The organism is Dyadobacter chenwenxiniae (assembly GCF_022869785.1).
In the GTDB taxonomy this organism is placed as follows: Bacteria; Bacteroidota; Bacteroidia; order Cytophagales; family Spirosomataceae; genus Dyadobacter; species Dyadobacter chenwenxiniae.
This window is the reverse complement of the sequence record NZ_CP094997.1, coordinates 3,749,221-3,769,350: the sequence shown is the minus strand read 5'-3', so window position 1 is coordinate 3,769,350 and position 20,130 is coordinate 3,749,221. Positions and strand designations below refer to the sequence as shown.

The window sequence follows — 20,130 nt, the reverse complement described above, 5'->3', positions numbered from 1 at the left end:
AACGTTTTCAGCCGTAGAATCAGTCTTCCTCGTTGTCGCCGCCTTTGTTATCCATTCTTTCCTTTTCCTTTGAGCGGTTCAGGCGGTAGGCGAATGTGACCAGGAATTGTCTCGCCCGCCATTGGAATTCCGAGCGTGAATAGTAACCTGCATTTTCCACAATGCTGCGTCTTTTTTGAGAATTGAGCAAGTCACGCACACTGGCTGTGACGGTTGCCTTGCCTTTCAGGATGTCTTTTGAAAAACCCAGATCTATAAAATACATGGCCAGGTCCCGGCCCTGCGTCGTTTTTCTGGGCGCACGATAATTGAATGATGATTGGAAATCAACACTTTTGAACAACGTAACCCGCGAGGACAGGCGGCTTGTCCAGGAATAGGTGTCACTTTTCAAAACCTTGTCATTGTAAAAGCCCTCATTGATCGCGCGGAATATGTTGGCATTACCAGTCAGTTTCCACCACGGCGCTGGGTCGTAGGTAAGGTTAAATTCAAAACCATAAGAATCTCCGGTTGAAAGGTTAACGGGCGTGACTGTGGTAAAACCCGTGGAATCCACCGAAGTAATGTTCTCCACAACGCCGAGCCTGTGGCGATAATAAATGCTGGATAGCAATGATCCTTTGGGCATATTCAGCAAGTGACCGGTTTCAAAAGAATGTGTGAATTCGGGGTTAAGGAGCGGATTACCAGCCCTGAAAACCCTGGAATCGCTGAAATTTGAAAAGGGTAGAAGATCCCTGAAATCAGGGCGGCTGAGGCGGTAACTGTAACTCAGCTGCACTGTTTGCATGTCTTTAAGCTTGTAAGACATGTGCACGCTTGGGAATAAATTGAAATAACCCCGGTGATTGCGCTCATTTGTCTTTTTGAGCTCGGTCGTAATGTCCGAATATTCGCCCCTCAGCCCGGCCTGCACGAATACTTTTCCAAACTGGTTGCTGGCCATTACGTAACCTGCATGTATCTTTTCATCATAAGCAAACCGGTTATCGTATTGATTCAAAATAATCCAGTTCATCTGCTCATCCTGCTGATGCACCGAAAAATCGTTGTCCAGTAACCTGATTGAGGTTTTCAGTCCAGCTTCTATTTTTCCATCTTTTCCAATGGGCTGAATGTAATCGAGTTGCGCAAGAAAAGTTTTTTCGTCCTCCGTGTTAAATGCGCGTTGCATAATGCCAGCCGGATCCAGATTTGAAAACTCCCGATAGCGCGAAGATTCCGTTTCGTCGCTGATAATGTATTTGGAATTGAATGTCAGGCTCTGGCCTTTTTTGTCAAACTTCTTCTCGTAATTCAATGCCGCTTCAAGGTTGGTTCTTGGCTCGGTTTCTCTCTCCGTTCTTGTGACCGTTCGGGTTAGTACATTATTGAAGTCATAATCCATGTAATCCAACTGCGATTTGTTATTATTCTTCGACTTACGATAGGAGACCGTCGCCGTAACGGTGTTGAAATTATTCAGAAAATAGTCCAGCCCAACCATGAAGTTGTTAGATGTTCCCGAACGCGTTCGGGCCGATCTTTGCTCATATACAAAGCTCGTATCAACGCTGTTATATTCCTGGCGGGAATTACCTCTTCCCGGCCCTTCGCGATACATTAATCCGTAATTGGCGATCAGATTCACTTTTTTACGGCGGTAATTCAGATTAAATGAGCCGCCGAAATTGGCTGGATAACCGCCGGTTGCCGTGAACGAACCGTTGAGTCCGTAACGGATATTTTTCTTCATCACAATGTTCAGAATTCCCACTTCACCTTCGGCGTCATAACGAGACGAGGGATTTGTGATAATTTCAATGCTTTCGATCAGATCGCCGGGAATCTGCCGTAATGCTTCTGCCGGATTAAGGCCAATCATTCCCGATTGCTTCCCATCGATCAGGATTCGCACATTCTGGCTGCCTCTTAATGCAACATTTCCTTCCACATCCACGGTTACCGAAGGCATATTGTTCAAAATATCGGAAGCATTGCTGCCGATGTTACTCAGGTCTTTTCCGACATTAAAAACACGTTTATCGAGCTGCAACTCCATCTGGCTTTTTTCGCCACGGACAAGCACTTCTTCCAGGACTTTCGAATTAGATTTGAGTGAAATTATTCCGAGGTCCACATGCTGGCCTGCCACATTCACATTGGGGACAATCTTCTCATCCAAAGTGAGATACGTGATTTTGAGAAAATAATTTCCCGGTGCAGCAGGGAATTCAAAAATGCCTTTGTCATCAGATGCGATCCCGCCCGTTAAAGTAGAATCCTTGACGGAATAAAGGGCAACATTGGCAAACAAAACCGGATTCTTATCGCCATCCTCCAATTTCCCCTTGACCATAAATGTTTCCGCAGGCTCCTCCTGAGCATTACTCTGAAAATTGATCAAAAGCAGTAGCAGGAAGCACAGACGAAAATCTCTCATGATGTTAAGTTGAAGGAAGTAAGTTTGTTAGATGGGGAAGTGGGTGAAAGGTTTAATGTGTTTTTAATTTCAATGATCAAGATAACAAAAACCTATGCCAGCAACGAATCAAAAATAAAGGGCTGACTATTTGATAGCCAGCCCTTTACTCCAAATTGGAATGCTTTTTTATTGCAATGTATTGCTGAGTCTTTTAAGCTCAATTTCCGCCGCCTTCGCTGCATAATTCAGGTTGATCATGCGGTAACCGGCATCTTCAAAGCTGCGTTGCGCTTCCCGCACATCAATGATCGTGGCCTGGATGAGTTCAAAGCGCTGCAAAGTAAGATCCAATAATTGCTTGCTCAGGCTGTAGTTCAGTTTTTGCGTTTCGAGCTGTTGCAGCGAGCTCAAATAGGTTTGGAACATTTTTACGGCGCCCGCATTATAATCTCTCACAATCGAACTCCGCTGTAACTTAGCGCTTTCTGTGTTGATCTCTGCTACTTGGTGCTGCCTTTTGAATGCCGAACCATTGTAAATCGGGACCGCCAGCGAAATGCCTGCATTAGGGCCAACCGCCCGGTTGAGCAATGTAAAACCGGCTGCATTTTGGTTTCTTGAATAATTGAAAGCCGTATTAAATCGCACAGTAGGATATCTCAATGCCGCCGTTTCCCGAACAATCAGCTCGTTAATGCGGATTTGGTGATCTGCCGCCTTAACGTCTGCATTTACGGTAATGCGGTCCAGGATCGTTTCCAGTTTCACATTGTTGTCCACCATAATGGTGTCCTTAATGGTGACCGCAGCCTTGGGATCAAGGGTTAGGATACGTAAAAGCTCAGTTTTAGCGACCTGGGCAACCATTTGCTGGTCGAGGAAAGTCTGGTTTAATGTATTCAAATCAATTTGTGCCTGAAATAGATCCGCATTATTGGCCATACCGGCTTCTTTGCGCACTTTCAAGATTTCCAGCCGTTTTTCGGAAGCTTGTATCGAGGTCCTTACCGTATTTAAATAGCTTAATTGGCGAACCACATCATAATAGCTCGTCATAACCAGCGCAATGGTGTTCTGGATCTGGGAGTTGAGCAATTCGGCACTTTGATTTTGAAGTTCCGCTAATCGCTTTTTCGTAGAAACAACTCTTTTACCATTGTACAACAGAATCCCGACGTTCAAACTTGCCTGGGTGTTGTTACCCGCTGCCGCGTTCCGGCTGATTTCCGTTCCGTCGGTTAGTTTTTGATTGATCTGTGTAATCTGCTCCGTGTTTGTAGCGGCGGCTGTCACGAGTGGTAAACCGCCGGCAACGCCGTAATTGTTGAGCAGCGTATTGGCTTCAACATTATTTTTGGCTATTTCTATTTCGTAGTTGTTTTTCAAAGCCGTCGCTATTGCGTCCTCCAATGTGATCGTCAGGCTGTCCGCCTGCATGGAAAACGCGCTGCTACCGACCAGCAAAAGCATTAATAAAAGATTCGTTTTACATTTCAAAATCAGGAGCGGGTTCATGCAAAGACATTAGTTGATTTATAAATATTACAGAAAGAACGGCTATTGGTGTTGAGCAGTAAGTTCTTCTGCCATTTTCTGTTCCTCGGTCATTTTATGATTTTTTGGTGAAATGAATGTGTAGACTGCCGGGATCACGAACAATGTCAGGATTAGCGAGAACATCAATCCCCCTACAATAACAACACCTAATGGAACCCGGCTTGTAGCGGCTGCACCAAGGCTAAGCGCGATAGGCAATGCACCAAATGCAGTTGCAAGGCTGGTCATAAGAATGGGCCTTAACCGTTGCGTTGCAGATTCCACCGCGGCGGCTGTTCGTCCCATGCCCTGTTCCCGTTTCTGGTTTGCAAACTCCACGATCAAAATCCCGTTCTTGGTCACAAGCCCGATAAGCATAATCATACCGATCTGGGAGAAAATATTGATCGTCAATTCAAAAAGATAGAGGCTTAACAATGCACCAGCCAATGCAAGGGGCACGGTGATCATGATTATAAAAGGATCGGTAAAGCTTTCAAATTGTCCTGCAAGAACCAGATATACGAGGAGTAATGCCAATCCGAAGGCAAAGCTGGTGTTGGAAGAGCTTTCTTCGAAGTCACGCGACGAACCGGTCAGGGACGTCTGGAATGATTCGTCCAGCAACTTCGCCGCAATCCTTCGCATAGCAGCAACGCCATCCCCAATCGTTTTTCCCTCTACTAATGATGCAGATACGGTTGCACTCTTATAACGGTTGTAGTGATAAATCGTCGGCGGCCCGCTTTCTTCTTTCATCTGCACAACGGACGTCAATGGAATATTTTCTCCACGGTTGTTACGGACATACAATTTGGAAATATCCGCAGGCTTATTCCGTTCCGTGCGCTCCACTTGTCCGATCACCTGATACTGCTGACCGTTCATGATAAAATAGGCAAGCCGGCGTCCACTGAATGCGGATTGGATCGCGGCAGCCACATCAGTCGTTGATAAACCAAGATCTCTGGCCTTCAACCGGTCAATGGTGAGCCGGATTTCAGGTTTGTTGAATTTCAGGTTAACATCCACATTCTGGAATGTCGGGTCTTGGCGGGCTTCTTCGAGGAATTTTGGTAAAACTTCAAAAATCTTGTTAAAATCGAGGTTTTGAAGAACAAACTGAACTGGTAACCCGCCTCTTGAACCCTGGCCAACGGCGATGGTTTGTTCTTGTGTTGCGAAAATCCGGGCATCATTAAATCGAGACAATTTCTTATTGATCTCCTGGGCCAGGTCATTCTGGCTTTTTTTGCGCTCACCAGCGGGCACCAGACCAATGCGCGCCGTGCCGCTGTTTACACCGCCACCGCCAAAGCCGGGCGTAGCAGAAAATGTAAATGCTTTTTCCGGGATGGAGTCGTTTAGGAAATTGGAAAGCTGATCGGAAACCTGCTGCATCTGATCGAAACTTGTGCCCTCTGGTGCAGATAGGTTGAAACGAATGCTGTTCCTGTCCTCCATGGGTGCAAGCTCGCTTTGTAAATTGGTGTAAGTGAAATAAATAAGGACACCACAAGCTGCAACCAGCACCCAGGCAATCCAGCGTGCTTTCATAAAACCACGCAACGAGCGGTTATAACCGTCTTCCATGCCTGTAAAGAATGGCTCCGTTTTGTTATAAAACCATCCGTGGCCTGCTCCCTTACGATTCAAAAACACGTTTAGCACCGGTGTGATCGTAAGCGAAACAAATGCTGAAATCAAAACCGCCGAGGCAACAACGATACCAAATTCCCTGAATAGGCTTCCCACAAAGCCTTCGAGGAAAATGACCGGAAGGAACACGACCGCAAGGGTAAGTGAAGTAGAAATTACTGCAAAAAAGATCTCACGGCTTCCTTCCAATGCAGCCTGCCGTATCGGAAGACCACTTTCAAGCTTTCGGAATATGTTTTCCGTGACAACGATGCCATCGTCGACTACAAGTCCGGTTGCCAGCACAATGCCAAGAAGGGTTAAGATATTAATTGAAAACCCGAACAAATACATGATAAAGAATGTCGCCACGAGCGAAATCGGAATGTCGATCAGCGGCCGGATGGCAACGACGAAGCTCCTGAAAAAGAACAGGATCACGATCACAACCAGCGAAAACGCAATTAAAAGTGTTTCTTCAACTTCAAGGATAGATTGGCGAACCAATCGCGTGTTGTCCAGCAGTACATTGAATGTAATGTCCGATTTGTTTGATTTTTGGATCTCCGCGAGCCTTTTGTTAAACTCATCCGAAATCTCCACATAATTGGCGCCGGGTTGGGGAATTACCGCAAGTCCAACGGCATACATGCCATTGTATTTCCAGCTTTGCTCCTCATTTTCAGGACCTAGCTCAACTTTCGCAACATTGGCAAGGCGTACGATCCCCGCAGTGTCGTTCCTGATTACCAGATCACTGAATTCTTTCTCACTGGTAAGCCTGCCCATTGTCCTGATGGTGAGCTCCGTGTTATCGCCGTAGATTTTTCCGGCAGGCAATTCAACGTTTTCAGAACTTAATGTTGTTGAAATATCATTAAAAGAAATGCCATAAGCGCTCATTTTATCAGGATCGAGCCAAATGCGCATGGCGTAGCGCTTTTGCCCGAAAATATTAATGGCACTTACGCCATCAATGGTTTGGAGACTTTGCTGCAACACATTCTCTGCATATTCACTCAATTCCAGTAGACCTTTGGATGGGCTTTGAACGGCCAGGAGCAGGATAAAATCACTATTTGCATCGGCTTTGCTTACCACAGGCGGCGCATCCACATCCTGGGGAAGATTACGCTGTGCCTGGCTTACTTTATCACGAACATCGTTAGCCGCGCCTTCAAGATCCGCTTCCAGATTAAATTCGACGGTAATATTACTCGCACCGATCTGACTCGAAGAGCTGATACTTTTAATCCCCGGAATACCATTGATGCTTTTTTCAAGCGGTTCGGTAATCTGGCTTTCAATGATATCGGCATTTGCGCCGGTGTAGCTCGTGCGGACGTTGACAACCGGCGGGTCAATGGCGGGATAGTCACGGAGTGAGAGGAAATTATAACCCACCACACCAAACAGGATGATGAGCAGGTTCATGACTACGGCTAAAACGGGCCGTTTCAGGGATAATTCAGAAATGTTCATAGGTCAGGTTCAAAGGGAATAGTCGTTTTACGGCCGCAATTACTTCGCAACATTCAAGCTTTTTACGCTTCTCACTTTCACAGGAGCATCAGGACGAGCAAATAACACGCCCGAAACAACCACCGTATCCCCAATATTCAGGCCGCTCGTGACTTCGACTACATCTTCCCGTCTGTCGCCGGTTTGGATATCCACAAATACAGCCTTACCACCTTTGACAGTAACTGCCTTCTTGCCCATAGCTTCCGGAATAATGCAGTTGGTAGGGATCAGGATGCTATTTTTGTTTGTACTTGCATTCAAATATACCTTGGCAAAAGAACCCGGACTGGTTGACCCTGAATTCAGGACAGCTCTTACTGTGATGTTCCTTGTCGATTGGTTAACCTGAGGCTCCAGTGCAATAATACGGGCAGTTTCCCTTTTTCGGGAATTCTGGTCCAGAAGCACTTCAACATTCCGGCCTTTCTGCACATATTTCTGATATGTTTCAGGAATCGTGAAATCAATTCTCAGGTTAGACAGTTGCTGCATGGTAGCGATGATACTTGTTGGCGTAACAAATGAACCCTCACTTACTTTTCTCAAACCGATAACCCCTGAGAAAGGCGCACGAACGATGGTTTTATCAATTAAAGCTTGCGTGTAAGCCATATCCGCTTTCAATGTATTCACCTGATTTACAGCCAGATCGTAATCCGCCTGATTAATTCCGTTTACTGCTACAAGTTGTTTCAGCCGCTTTTCAGTCGTTTCGGCCAGTTCAAGCTGCACTTTTGTTCTGTTCAACTGGGCCTGTAAATCTGCATTGTTGATCTTTGCTATCACAGTTCCTTTTGAAACCGACTGTCCCTCAGGCACATTTAAATAAGTAAGCAGGCCGCTAACCTCCGGCCGGAGCTCGGCAAACTCGTTAGCAACAATCGTTCCGTTGACCTCGACTTTATCACTAACTTGTTCAGATTTAACAACGATGACGTCCACGATCGTAGGGCCACCACCGCCTTTTTGTTGAAAGGTGTCTTTTTTTTCTTTACAGGAAATGGATGAGAGGAGCGTACCCGAAATAATTACAAAGAAGAGGGTTTTATTCAGATTCGGTATGTTCGAAAATACAGACTTTGTGTTTGAATTCATAAAAATGATAATTCCGGGGCTTATGGTTTAGGGGTCGTTGTTAAGGTTAATATTGAATTCAGGGGTGTATCCAAAATTATATATTAATCTAAAACCTATTGGACTTTTTTCTACTATAAAAGTTTAAAAGCAGAAAATATATTTTTATAATTCTTGCGCAATCACCCTCAGTAATGTGTCACATTTCATCTCCGTTTCCTCCCATTCACGCTCTGGAATGGAATCTTCGGTGATTCCAGCACCTGCAAAAAATGTTGCTTTCCCTTCTTTGAACCGCACAGTCCGGAGGTTTACGAAGAGATTTGTGTCGCCACCAACCTGCGCAGGTCCTAAAAATCCGCTGTAAAAGGAGCGGTCATAACCTTCAATATCTGTTAAAAATTTTAAGCTCGGGAGTTTTGGTACGCCACAAACCGCAGATGTGGGGTGCAGTAATTTCAACATGACTGATGCCAGCTCAGGGAAGTTGAGCGCAGTGGTATCGACTTCAAAATCAGTCCTTAAATGATATAAATTACCGGCGAGAACTGTTTTTGGGCCGGTCTCGGTGTATTCCCGCAGACGGATCCTCTTGAAACATTCAACAATGTAACGACTTACCAATGCCTGCTCCTCAATTTCTTTTTCCCCCCAGCGGATGTCAAATTTTGGAATCAGCTCGCCCGCTTCACTACGCGCATTTTGCGTTCCTGCGAGCGACATGGTCCTGAACGTGCCGGCGGAATCCTGGCGAACCAATGCTTCCGGACTTGCACCAAGCCATAACTCGTTGCGATCGGGCAGGTTGACCAATGAGACAAAAGCATGCGGATACACTTTGGCAAGCTTGCAGAATGCTTTGGCAGGTTGGAACTTTTCGCAGTAGGATAAGTCCTTGGTTCTGGACAAAACCACTTTTTTGAACTGGTTCTGACGGATTGCCGAAACAGCAAGTTCAACGGTTCGCTGAAAACGGGCGCGAGCATCCAAATCCGGCAGTTCGGGGATCGCAATTGCTTCATCATCAGATTCTTGTTGATTGTCTTTTGAGATTTCGTTAGCCAGTGCAACAAGCTTTATGACCTCGGGGTGCTCTTCACCTGCATTGTTTTGAATGTCATTTAAAATACTCTCCCCGGAAAAGGTTAATATAATATCACCTTCCAGAAAAAGCACCTCTTCATCCTTCTCCCAGTGAAAGTTGCTCATTACAAATCCCGGAGATAGTTTTTCAAGCTCCGGCTGGCATTTTCGGATTCCTTCCTGAACGGATATCAGCAGTTGAATCTCATTTTTATTCGGCAACCTCCATAATGCAGACGGGAATCCCAGTTGTCGGGATGCCGTCCAGAGTTCGGCAACCTGTAATCCTTCAAATAGAGAAAGCCGGGTGTCGGTTTGTACTGAAAGCATTTATATAAAGTATGATAATTAGTCAGGTTATTTTCTTGCAAATTAAGGTCAGCGGTCTGCATTCACAATAGCAACCGTCAACCTGCTTATACACACCAGTTTGTTTTCTTCATTAGTAATTTTAATATCCCAGATATGCGTAGTCCTTCCCAGATGAATGGGCCTCACTGTCCCGTACACAAATCCCTGCTTTGCCGGGCGGATATGGTTCGCGTTGATTTCTAAACCTACAGCATGTTGCTTTTCCGGATCAGGCAGGCAAAGGAATGATGCAATGCTGCCTAACGTCTCCGCCAACACAACCGATGCGCCACCATGAAGGATGCCAAACGGTTGATGCGTCCGCTTGTCCACTGGCATTCTTGCAGTTATGTGGTCCGTCCCGATTTCGGTAAATTCTATTCCGAGGTGGTTCGAGATGGTATTCTCACTGAAAGAATGAAGGGCATCAAGCGTAATGGATCTGGTGAACATATCTAAAAAATGTATAAATTTGTAACGGCTGTAATGGTTAATAACAAGGTATTTGCAAAATTAATATTTAAATTATCCTATTATCTTGAAAAGAAAGTCTATCTACCTCATCCGCCACGGTGAAACAGATTTTAATCGCAGGGGAGTTGTTCAGGGAAGTGGTGTTGATTCCTTGCTGAATGAATGGGGCGAAGCCCAGGCTGCCGCTTTTTTTAATGCCTATCAACATGTCCCTTTTGATAAAGTTTACACCTCTGACTTAAAGCGAACACATCAAACAGTTCGCGGGTTCATCAAGCAAGGCGTGCCTCATGAAAGTTATGCGGGACTTAACGAGATCTCCTGGGGAAACCGGGAAGGCCGTGAGCCAAACACAGGCGATAACAACTATTACCGCGAGCTGGTAACTGCGTGGAAAAAGGGCCAGGTGGATCTTGCAGCCGAGGAAGGCGAAAGCCCGTTGCAGGTTCGTGAGCGCCAGATCCCGGTGATAGAAACCATTCTCTCCCGTCCCCACGAAAGAAATATCCTGATCGCCATGCATGGCCGGGCCATGCGGGTGCTGCTTACCACACTTTTTAATCAACCATTGGTTCACATGGATGATTACGAGCACAGTAACCTGTGTTTGTACAAAGTCAATTATTCTTACGATACGGGCATGTTCGAGCTGGAAGTTTCCAATGACATTACCCACTTGTTATCCCTGGAAATACCTCAAACTTTGTAAAAACCGCTTGTGTAGATTCGTTTCCTTTGGTGTATTAGTGAACTGAATTGCGGCTCACACGGATACATTTGCCAAAGTTCAAACAGCACAACAGATAAATGGTCATGTCCAAAAAACGTACTTATTGGACGTTACAAATCCTCGGCTGGACCTTGCTGATCATGTTCGAGTATGTGCCTTATGCGCTCGAATTTGGTTTTGAAGCCGGCGTCTTTTACACGGCATTAGCGAATATCCTTTTAGGCATTTGTCTTACGCATGTATACAGGCTTGTGATCCAAAAATGGAACTGGTCATCCTTGCCGCTTCCCAGGCTTGCATTGCGCGTGATAGGATCTGTTTTGTTATTAGGATTAATCATGACACTGGTCAATCAGCCGATGGACCGTAAGGTGCTGGAACAAAACCTGCTTAACCAGCCACTTGTCTTCTGGGGTTATTATGCCAATTGGTGCAAAAACCTGCTTGCCTGGATCTTATCCTACACGGTTTATCATTATATAGAACAAACAAGACTGGCAGGCTATGAGAAGATCATGCTTAAAATGTCCATGCGGGAAGCCGAGGCGAAGGTTCTGCGCTCGCAATTGAATCCGCATTTCACATTTAATGCATTGAACAGCATCCGGGCGCTTGTATATGAGGATCCTAAAAAAGCACAGCTAAGTATCACCCAGTTATCCAACATTTTAAGAAATTCATTACTTGCCGACAGGCGCAAAACAGTCGATCTGCAGGAAGAACTAAGAACGGTCGAGGATTATCTGGAACTTGAAAAAGTCCGCTATGAAGATCGTTTGCGCTATTCGATCTCCACAGATTCCCAGGCCATTTACTGGCAGGTTCCGCCGATGATGCTGCAAACTTTGGTGGAAAACGGCATTAAGCATGGCGTTTCGAAAGAAATGGGTGGTGGATTTATCAATGTAAAATCGGAAATTGCAAACGAACTGCTGATCATTACCATCCTGAATTCAGGGAATCTGGGAAACACGGATTCGGGTGGCGTCGGGTTGAAAAACACGGCCGAGCGGTTATCTATTTTATATGGTAAAGGAGCAACATTCCGCATTTTTCAGGAGAAACAAGATGTGGTTTGCTCCGAAGTAAAGATCCCCATGTTGTCGGAAGGTGTGATGATGGTAGGAGAGGAGACTGGAAAAGGCAACTGACCGCTTATCAATTTTAAACTTCATTTAATTTCCTAACTGACCTGTTATGAGGACTCTTATTGTCGACGACGAACGCCTTGCAAGAAACGAATTGAAAAGATTACTGGAACCTTATACCAGAATTGACATTGTAGGGGAAGCGGCCAATGCAGAGGAAGCGTTGGTTATGATCGAAGAATTGCAGCCTGAATTGTTGTTTCTGGACATTCAGATGCCGGGTAAAAATGGGTTCGAGCTGCTCTCTTCCATCGAAGGTAAAAGCCCGGAAGTGATTTTCACGACTGCCTATGACGAATATGCAATCAAAGCATTTGAATTTAATGCATTGGATTATCTTTTAAAACCTATTGATTCGGAGCGGTTAAAAGACACCATTCACCGCATTGAAGAAAACCAGGCCCAACCGGAAACGCCGACTCAGACACACGAACGTGCGGAAAAAGTACTGGGCGAGAACGATCAGGTTTTTGTAAAAGACGGTGAAAAATGCTGGTTTGTTAAACTGGGCAAAATTCGTCTTTTTGAGTCAATGGGCAATTACGTCCGTCTGCACTTTGATGATCAAAAGCCTTTGGTCCTGAAATCTTTAAACAATCTCGAAGAACGTCTTGAACCCAACACTTATTTCCGGGCCAACCGCAAACACATTATAAACCTGCATTGGATCGAAAAAATTGAACCTTGGTTTAGCGGCGGTTTGCTGGTAACGCTGCAAGGCGGTGACAAGATCGAAATCTCGCGTCGTCAGGCCATCCGGTTTAAAGAACTGATGAGTTTGTAAGTAAATTTCATTTCATTAACATGCATATGCGTTTAAATAAAATCTGTTTTTTCCTGTTTTCAATGGCCGTGGTTGTGGCTTGCAACCGGTCCGGGGAAAAAGGAAATGCAGAAAGTGATCAGGAAAAATTTGTTGGCAAGAAAACTAGTTCTCAGTTCGGAGGCTGCGACACGAGCGGAAACAAAGGCATTTCTATCAAACTCGATTTATGGGAGCCATCTGATTCCGGTAAGACCGCAAAAGCAATCCGGGCAATACTAACTAAGAAAGCGCTTCAAAGAATTAATTCCTACGGTGATTCTGCCAGCCTTGCCGCAAATCCGCAAGCGGGTAACAGCATCAAAAGCGCTTTCGAAGTTTTTGAGAAAAATTACAACGACTTCAAAAAAGACTTTCCCGAAGCTCCGGGCTGCTGGGAAGTTAAATTGAAAGGCGACACTGTTTTTTCAACACCCAAAGTCTTATTTTACCAACTCGATCACTACGCATTCACCGGCGGGGCGCATCCCAACACATTTCGTTCCTATCATGCATTTGATGCGAAAACAGGGGCGGAAATAGAAATGAAAGATTTCATTTCCGATTCCACCGCGCTGCTCAATCTGGTAAATAAAGCATTCAGAAAAACAGAGAAATTAAGTGCAGAGACCGATCTGGAAGATGCCGGATATTTTTTGGTTAATCATAAATTTGTACTGCCTGTTGCCTATGTTTTCACGCCAGAAGGCATTTTGTTTTACTATAATCCTTATGAAATCGCTGCGTATGCACGGGGCGCCATTCATTTTGCCATTCCTTATGCAGCGCTGGATCATGTGATCGACCGGAATAAAGTCTTCTGATCACATTTCGCCCTCATCTTTAAAACTATAATAGCCGTTATCGGTAAAGATCATATGATCCAGAACAGGCATGTCGAGCAATCGGCCTGCCTCTTTTATTTGTCGCGTAAGCGTGCAGTCAGCCGCACTTGGGCTAAGCTGACCTGACGGATGATTATGGACCAAAATCACAGAGCTCGCAAGATTGTCGACAGCTAGCTTGAATATCACCTTTATATCCACCGCTGTGCCCGAAACGCCTCCCACGCTGATCTGAACCGATCGCATGACCTGGTTAGCACGGTTCAAGAGGATTATCCAGAATTCTTCATGAGGTTTATCAAGCAGATAGGGCTTCATTTCTTCATAAACTGTCTTTGAATTGGTAATCTTACGTTTCTGCGTGCCGATGAGGTCGTTCCGGCGGCGGCCCAGTTCAAGTGCCGCCAATATGGTAACCGCTTTCGCTTCACCGATCCCCGGGTGTTTCTTCAGGTCGTTGACTGTGACTTTGGCTAGTTCGTTAATGTTGTCCTTGCAAGATTGCATAATGAGCTTTGCAAGGTCAACGGCCGACCTATTCGGCGTTCCCGAGCCGATCAGGATTGCAAGTAGCTCGGCGTCGGACAATGCTGTCCGGCCTTTGAACATAAATTTTTCACGTGGGCGGTCTTCTTCGGACCAGCTTAAAATTTTGAGAGGATTTTCGTAAGCGATTTTTGACATAAAGGAAAATAATGGCTTTTTCCTTTTAGACGCAGCGCTCAAAAATCGGTCACAAAAATTTATTGACCTAATGACGTGAGTGCGGCGCGTGCTTTGTTGTCAATGCTGTTTTTGTATTCGTGTTTTTTGAAGGACATTGCTCTCTCGAAATATGCAATAGCGCCGGGCCGGTCGTTCTTTTCCAGTGAAATATAGCCTAATTGCAACGCAGAGGCTGCCCCGAAGCCCGCTGCTTCCAGTTTGGCCAGCGTCAATGCACGATTATAGTAAGGGATCGAACGTGCGGGCTGACCGGATTTTTGAAGGATCCTTCCCTTCCTGTAATTAAACTCCGCTTTCTCTTCTGTTGAAGCGAATGATGTTTCTGTAACTGCATCCATGAGTGCCGAGGCGGCTTTCAGATATCCTCCATCCGTAGCATAGCGGGCTTTGTAAAGGATTTTTTGGGCGGGGCTTATTTTGCCGGAAAGGAATTCTGCGGCAATACGCTCCGCAAGCTGATCCGCTTCAATGATTGCACTGCCGGTTGTTTTTATTTTTTTTATGAAAACATTCGCTTGCTGATCCTCGTCATTAAGCCAATGGCACATAAAAAGTTTAAGATTACTGTCCTTGATATAATTGAAGCCATTATATTTCTTCAAAAACAATGCATAATGATCTGCAGCTTGCTCATAATTGCCTTTTTGCAGGTTGATTTCCCCTTTTAAATATTCCAAAAAAGGAAAAGAAATGTAGGATTCCCCGGAAGGCGCTTCGGCAAGGTAATGTGCTGCTTCGTCGCTTCGCCCTTCCTTCATCAAAACTGTTGTAGCAAAAAAGTGGATAAGCAAGTTGTCCGGCTGCTGTTTTGGCCATTGCCGCAGGCGGGACTGCTGGGTGGGGGAGAGTTGTAATGTATATGCGTGCAGTAATAAGTCAATCAATTCGGCTTCCTGTCTGAAAAAAGGGACCTCTTTTTCTACAATTCGCAATTCATCAATCCCATTTTGAATGTTACCTTTCAGGCCAAGTATTTTAGCAACCCACCCGTAATTATCAGGGATTGAACCGATTAGGACATGCAAAAGCCCTAAAGATTTTAATGTTGGTAAGAAGTCCGGGAACCGCTTTCTATTTTCTTCCAACAGCTTATAAGCCTTAATGATTTCCCACGACCCGCTGACTTCATTCCCAAATTTAAGTTTGGCAAAGGCCCAATGCATCCGGATCTCAGCTTGCAGGAATCGTTTGTAAGGAGAATTATCAGGTAAATTTCCTATGGCCTGGAGGCGCGGATTTTCCAGCTGCGATAATTCCTTGTACGCCTTCTTATCTTCGGAAATCAGTAAATAATGCAGATCAGCGTAATTGTCCAGATATGGGATAAACGCGTTGGTTTTCTCAGCGCTGCGTTCCGCATCAATCAATGTCCTGGCATACGGCAGACGTAGTTTTTGAATATCGAAATAAGCCTTTTGGAGCTTTGGCGTAAAGATGACATCATACTGGAGGTCATCGCCATGCACTGAGAAAGTAATCGCAAGCAGCAAAAACAGGATAACTCGTTTGAGAAATGCAGGTGCAGGAATATACCAGTTATTTTTCCAATTCATTTTTCAAGCACATAAAAAAAGGTTGTCCGGGTAAGACAACCTCTTAATCTTTTATATGTAATGTTATCTGCGCTGATGAACAGGCTCAACACTTTCAACATCTGCAAGGATACGACCGCAATGTTCACAAACGATCAGCTTCTTGCGCTCACGGATGTCAGCCTGGCGTTGTGGTGGAACAATGCTGAAACAGCCTCCGCAAGCTCCACGTGATACGTGAACAACCGCCAGACCATTCATTGAGTTGTCGCGGATCTTTTGGTAAGATTTTAGCAAACGGTCCTCAATTTTCTTGATATGTTTCTCTCTTTCCCCAATAAGGGCCTTTTCTTCGGCTTCGCTTTCGCTGGTAATTACATTCAGCTCGCCTTTTTTCGCTTTAAGATCTTCGTTTCTTTCATTCAAAACGGATTCGGCACGGTTGGCGTCGTCTTCGATCAGGCGGATACGTGCTTTGGCTTCGTTGATTTTCTTATCAGCCAATTGCATATCAAGCTCCTGCAATTCAATTTCTTTGGTGATAGCATCATATTCGCGGTTATTACGAACATTCATTTGCTGATCCTTGTATTTTTTGATCAGCTTCTCACCTTCTTTCTGAGCGTTTTTGAAGTTGTCAATCTCAGTGTTAAGATTGGCGATTTCACTTTTAAACTTGCCTAAACGTGTTTCAAAGCCAATAATTTCATCCTCCAAATCCCGGACTTCCTCAGGAAGATCACCACGCGTTTTCAGTATTTCGTCAAGGCTTGAATCAATTTCCTGCAATTTCAGGAGAGCGTCTAATTTTTGTGCGATTGTGTTTTCCATGTATGTCTTTTATGGACTTGTTTCAATGCGTAATAAGTGAAGGTAGTCAGTCGTATATTTTACAACAGGAAATCAGATATATAAGTTGATGAAATCACTTTCTTAAACAAAATATCGTACCGGATTGGTATTGACTTCTGACAAACAGAGTGCAAAATTAGGGAATTTTCCCGATAAATAGTTATGCAGTAAATTTTTCGTAAACACTTCGCTCTCGTAATGTCCGATATCGCATATCATAATGTTATTCTCAGCATCGAAAAATTCGTGATACTTGTAGTCTGCGGTTATGAAAACGTCCGCTCCGGCACTCACCGCATTAGGCAAAAGAAAGCTCCCGGCGCCACCGCAAACAGCGATCTGTTGAACCGATTCCTTGACGGGTTTTGTATGTTTAATGATTTGCAGCTGCATTTTGTCTTTTAGCAAGCGTAAAAATGCTTCCATTTCCAGCGGTTCTGGCAATTCTCCGCATGCACCGGCACCCACTTCCTGATTTTCATTTTCCAGCGATTGGAGATAATAGGCAACTTCTTCATAAGGATGCGCCTTGCGCAGCGCATTGAGGATTATAGATTCCAAATGCGAAGGGAAAATCAATTCTGCGCGGTGTTCTTTCACTTCTTCTTGTTGTCCGTGTTTACCAATTACCGGATTAGCGGCTTGATTGGGCAAGAATGTTCCGGTTCCTTCGGTCCGAAAGCTGCAATTGGAATAATTACCAATGTTCCCGGCACCTGCTTCATGAAGCGCGTTCAGGATGGATTGGGTGTTTTCGACGGGTGAGAAGAAAGTGAGTTTGGAAAGGATTTGCTTTTTTGGGGCCAAAACGCGGATGTTGTTCAGTCCGAGCAGGCTCGCAATTTGCCAGTTGACGCCATTGGTGACGTGATCCAGATTTGTATGCGTTGCATAAATCGCAATGTCGTTTTTAATGGCTTTGAGCACGGTGCGCTCCACGTAATTTTTGCCATTGAGTTTTTTCAAGCCTTTAAAAACGATTGGATGATGCGCTACAATTAGGTTGCAATTTCGATCAATAGCTTCTTGCACCACGTCTTCTGTGACGTCCAATGTTAAAAGCACACCCGCGATTTCCTCTCGGCCGCTGCCCACAATCAGTCCGGCATTATCATAGCTTTCTTGATACGACGGAGGAGCAAGTTGTTCCAACGCGTTGATAACTTCTTTTATTAATGTCATTTTTATGATTGGTACAACTGTTTCACTTTCAGATTCTTCATTATTTTGGCGCTATTATTTTGCAAATAAAATAACTAAATTGGTGTCTGAAGTATTGCAATGGAAAATAATAGTACTAGTTTTGCACCACGTTTTACAGAAAAGTGCTGTGAAATTAATCTGGTTTGGTAGTTCAGTTGGTTAGAATACATGCCTGTCACGCATGGGGTCGCGGGTTCGAGTCCCGTCCAGACCGCCAGAAAAATTTAAGTTTTTGTAAGTATTGGTTTGGTAGTTCAGTTGGTTAGAATACATGCCTGTCACGCATGGGGTCGCGGGTTCGAGTCCCGTCCAGACCGCAAGAAGCTCAGAGAAATCTGGGCTTTTTTCGTTTTCAGGGTAGTTCAGTTGGTTAGAATCCATGCCGTGCCACGGTGGCCCGGGCCGCGCAGGCTGTCACGCATGGGGTCGCGGGTTCGAGTCCCGCTGGAAGGCCGGCCCCGCAGACCGCAAGAAGGTCAGAGAAATCTGGGCTTTTTTCGTTTTCATGGTAGTTCAGTTGGTTTGAATACGGATCAAGTTATAAACTTGTGGAGTGTGTTGTAGTTTTCTAGGTTTGTGTTTTTAATCAAACCAGGTTGTTTTGGAGAGTTTCTTGCCGCTTATTGAGTTAATCTTGCCGGAGTTTATAATTGACAATTACTTACTGACGAATGTAGAGAAGTCAGAAGAACGTTATCATGTCTATTTGGAAGAGAAGAATTATCCGGAAGATGATCCAAGAAAGGCAGACTTACTCTCGAAGGGTTATTCGCTTTGGCGATCCGATTCCGACCATTACATTGCAGGATTTTCGCATACGCGGTCACAAAGTTTTTCTCCATATCAAACGTCGTAAATGGCTCAATATTAAGACGCGGAAAGTTGTTCATAGAGACTGGAATCAGGTAGCTGAAGGAACGCGGATGACGAGTGAGTTTTCCGCTTTTTTAAAAGCGGTTGGTGGATACGAGGGCTAATGATGTCTGAAGTATTGGCCGTTTTTATGGGGTCAATGGCAGGTGTACGTTTCCCGAAACGACAGACAGTTTGAAATTAGAGAATATCAGGCCTTTCTTTTATAATGAGAATCTATTTGTTCAGATTTGTAGTTATGCAATTCTGACATGAAGGATTCACAGCATACCCCCGGTTGCCGGGTAGCTATGTGCTCTCATTCTTTCTCACTTTTTTAAATCCAATCTAATAGAACTCAACTTGATCACACTAGTTTCATATGGCTGCAAACATAGGAGTAGCTAGGCGCGGGCTTCATGTAGCTAACGCTCAAAGTGCTGATTCCATTCGGAAAACAAGGTGCTGCCCTCGCAAAGTAAAATGCTTAAATCGCTAGCTTTCAGTTATTGTTATATTTGGAATTATAGCAATAAAGTTTTATAATATTCTACAAATATGCGCTTTTAGCCAAATAATGTAAGGTGTTAAGCGAGGGAAAGGAATGAAAAACTTGTCTGGTTGTTAAGAAGGCAAGCAAACAATTCCGAGTATGACGACACCATTACCAGGAAATTCAGAAGATCAGGCTTCACGCGGAAACCGGTCCCCTTTTTCCTTCGCCAATAAAACCCCCATTCACGCCGACGACGAACGTTTGCTGCGCGAGGCCTTCGCAGTCAGTCCGAAAGATGGGTGTTCCCTTCTTTTTCGCCGATACTATGTGACACTCTGCAACCATGCTGTCCGATTTGTACATTCCCGGGAAATTGCGGAAGATATTGTTTCAGAACTGTTCGAAACATTCTGGCAAAACCGGATTTTTGAGCAGGTAGAAAGCTCTTACCGGGCGTATCTCTACAAAGCCGTGCGGCACCGGACGTATAACTATATCAGGTGGCAGCTCGATCCCACCGACCCGCTCGAATCCATGGATTTTTCGCCGGTCGCCCAAACCGTGAGTCCGGACGAAGCAATGCAGTACACCGAGCTATACCTTAAAGTGGAAAGTATAATCCAGGACCTGCCGCCCCAATGCCGCCGCGCTTACATCATGAAAAGGGTTGAGGGAAAAAAGTACGACGAGATCGCAAAGGAACTGCAGATCAGCCCGAAAGCCGTGGAAGGCCTCGTAAGCCGCGCATTGCTAAAACTCCGTACCGGGCTGAAAGAGAGTTGGTTCCTGACCCTTTTGCTCCCGATACTATTCTAAATAGCCATTTGTAATTACCACATACTGATATCAAGGTCAAT

At 44.9% G+C, this 20,130-nt stretch carries 17 protein-coding genes and 2 tRNA genes; 9 read left to right on the top strand and 10 right to left on the bottom strand.

The genetic code is table 11. From position 1 onward, the window contains the following. Nucleotides 1–19: 19 nt before the first annotated feature. The 6 genes from MUK70_RS16105 to MUK70_RS16080 form a co-directional block, all read right to left on the bottom strand. Nucleotides 20–2,425, bottom strand: a complete 2,406-nt coding sequence (locus MUK70_RS16105) for a TonB-dependent receptor (RefSeq protein WP_234653722.1) — start codon at nt 2,423–2,425, stop codon at nt 20–22. A 168-nt stretch (nt 2,426–2,593) separates the two neighbouring features. Beyond that, entirely contained in the window at nt 2,594–3,922 is a 1,329-nt protein-coding gene (locus tag MUK70_RS16100) for a TolC family protein (RefSeq protein WP_234606192.1), read from the bottom strand. Nucleotides 3,923–3,964: 42 nt separating this feature from the next. Further along, entirely contained in the window at nt 3,965–7,063 is a 3,099-nt protein-coding gene (locus tag MUK70_RS16095; RefSeq protein WP_234653720.1) for an efflux RND transporter permease subunit, read from the bottom strand. Nucleotides 7,064–7,102: 39 nt separating this feature from the next. Beyond that, nucleotides 7,103–8,200 (bottom strand): efflux RND transporter periplasmic adaptor subunit, encoded by a 1,098-nt coding sequence (locus tag MUK70_RS16090; RefSeq protein ID WP_234653718.1) that lies wholly within the window; start codon nt 8,198–8,200, stop codon nt 7,103–7,105. A 144-nt stretch (nt 8,201–8,344) separates the two neighbouring features. After that, complete coding sequence (locus MUK70_RS16085; RefSeq protein WP_234653716.1) at nt 8,345–9,592, bottom strand: chorismate-binding protein; 1,248 nt, start codon at nt 9,590–9,592, stop codon at nt 8,345–8,347. Nucleotides 9,593–9,640: 48 nt separating this feature from the next. Beyond that, nucleotides 9,641–10,066 carry a hotdog fold thioesterase gene (locus MUK70_RS16080; RefSeq protein WP_234606200.1) on the bottom strand — a complete coding sequence of 142 codons (426 nt, stop codon included), beginning with the start codon at nt 10,064–10,066 and terminating at the stop codon, nt 9,641–9,643. A gap of 85 nt (nt 10,067–10,151) precedes the next feature. Between MUK70_RS16080 and MUK70_RS16075 the strand changes: the two genes are divergently transcribed. From MUK70_RS16075 to MUK70_RS16060, 4 genes are all read left to right on the top strand, one after another. Next, nucleotides 10,152–10,796 carry a histidine phosphatase family protein gene (locus MUK70_RS16075; RefSeq protein WP_234653713.1) on the top strand — a complete coding sequence of 215 codons (645 nt, stop codon included), beginning with the start codon at nt 10,152–10,154 and terminating at the stop codon, nt 10,794–10,796. Between the two features lie 104 nt (nt 10,797–10,900). Beyond that, a complete protein-coding gene (locus tag MUK70_RS16070) occupies nt 10,901–11,968 on the top strand; it encodes a sensor histidine kinase (RefSeq protein WP_234606205.1) in 1,068 nt (355 codons plus the stop codon). A 46-nt stretch (nt 11,969–12,014) separates the two neighbouring features. Then, nucleotides 12,015–12,749, top strand: a complete 735-nt coding sequence (locus tag MUK70_RS16065) for a LytR/AlgR family response regulator transcription factor (RefSeq protein WP_234606207.1) — start codon at nt 12,015–12,017, stop codon at nt 12,747–12,749. A gap of 26 nt (nt 12,750–12,775) precedes the next feature. Further along, nucleotides 12,776–13,591, top strand: a complete 816-nt coding sequence (locus MUK70_RS16060; RefSeq protein ID WP_234653712.1) for a PdaC/RsiV family protein — start codon at nt 12,776–12,778, stop codon at nt 13,589–13,591. Here the strand turns inward: MUK70_RS16060 and radC are convergent, their stop codons facing one another. The 4 genes from radC to MUK70_RS16040 form a co-directional block, all read right to left on the bottom strand. Further along, the gene (gene radC, locus MUK70_RS16055) at nt 13,592–14,296 is read right to left on the bottom strand and encodes a RadC family protein (RefSeq protein WP_234653710.1); all 705 of its coding nucleotides are present in this window, start codon (nt 14,294–14,296) and stop codon (nt 13,592–13,594) included. A gap of 59 nt (nt 14,297–14,355) precedes the next feature. Then, complete coding sequence (locus MUK70_RS16050) at nt 14,356–15,891, bottom strand: tetratricopeptide repeat protein (RefSeq protein WP_234653708.1); 1,536 nt, start codon at nt 15,889–15,891, stop codon at nt 14,356–14,358. A 63-nt stretch (nt 15,892–15,954) separates the two neighbouring features. After that, nucleotides 15,955–16,701, bottom strand: coding sequence for a zinc ribbon domain-containing protein (locus tag MUK70_RS16045; RefSeq protein WP_234606214.1), 747 nt, complete (start codon nt 16,699–16,701; stop codon nt 15,955–15,957). A gap of 102 nt (nt 16,702–16,803) precedes the next feature. After that, nucleotides 16,804–17,904, bottom strand: coding sequence for a Nif3-like dinuclear metal center hexameric protein (locus MUK70_RS16040; RefSeq protein ID WP_234653707.1), 1,101 nt, complete (start codon nt 17,902–17,904; stop codon nt 16,804–16,806). Nucleotides 17,905–18,065: 161 nt separating this feature from the next. Between MUK70_RS16040 and MUK70_RS16035 the strand changes: the two genes are divergently transcribed. The 5 genes from MUK70_RS16035 (at nt 18,066) to MUK70_RS16020 (ending at nt 20,089) form a co-directional block, all read left to right on the top strand. Beyond that, nucleotides 18,066–18,142 (top strand) — tRNA-Asp (locus tag MUK70_RS16035). Between the two features lie 26 nt (nt 18,143–18,168). Beyond that, nucleotides 18,169–18,242: transfer RNA gene (locus tag MUK70_RS16030), tRNA-Asp, on the top strand. 284 nt (nt 18,243–18,526) lie between these two features. Further along, complete coding sequence (locus MUK70_RS16025) at nt 18,527–18,781, top strand: hypothetical protein (protein ID WP_234653705.1); 255 nt, start codon at nt 18,527–18,529, stop codon at nt 18,779–18,781. Next, complete coding sequence (locus MUK70_RS31290; protein WP_445438802.1) at nt 18,726–18,902, top strand: ISAon1 family transposase N-terminal region protein; 177 nt, start codon at nt 18,726–18,728, stop codon at nt 18,900–18,902. Before MUK70_RS16025 ends, MUK70_RS31290 begins: the two co-directional genes overlap by 56 nt. A 527-nt stretch (nt 18,903–19,429) precedes the next feature. Beyond that, nucleotides 19,430–20,089 carry an RNA polymerase sigma-70 factor gene (locus MUK70_RS16020; protein ID WP_234653703.1) on the top strand — a complete coding sequence of 220 codons (660 nt, stop codon included), beginning with the start codon at nt 19,430–19,432 and terminating at the stop codon, nt 20,087–20,089. Nucleotides 20,090–20,130: the final 41 nt, after the last annotated feature.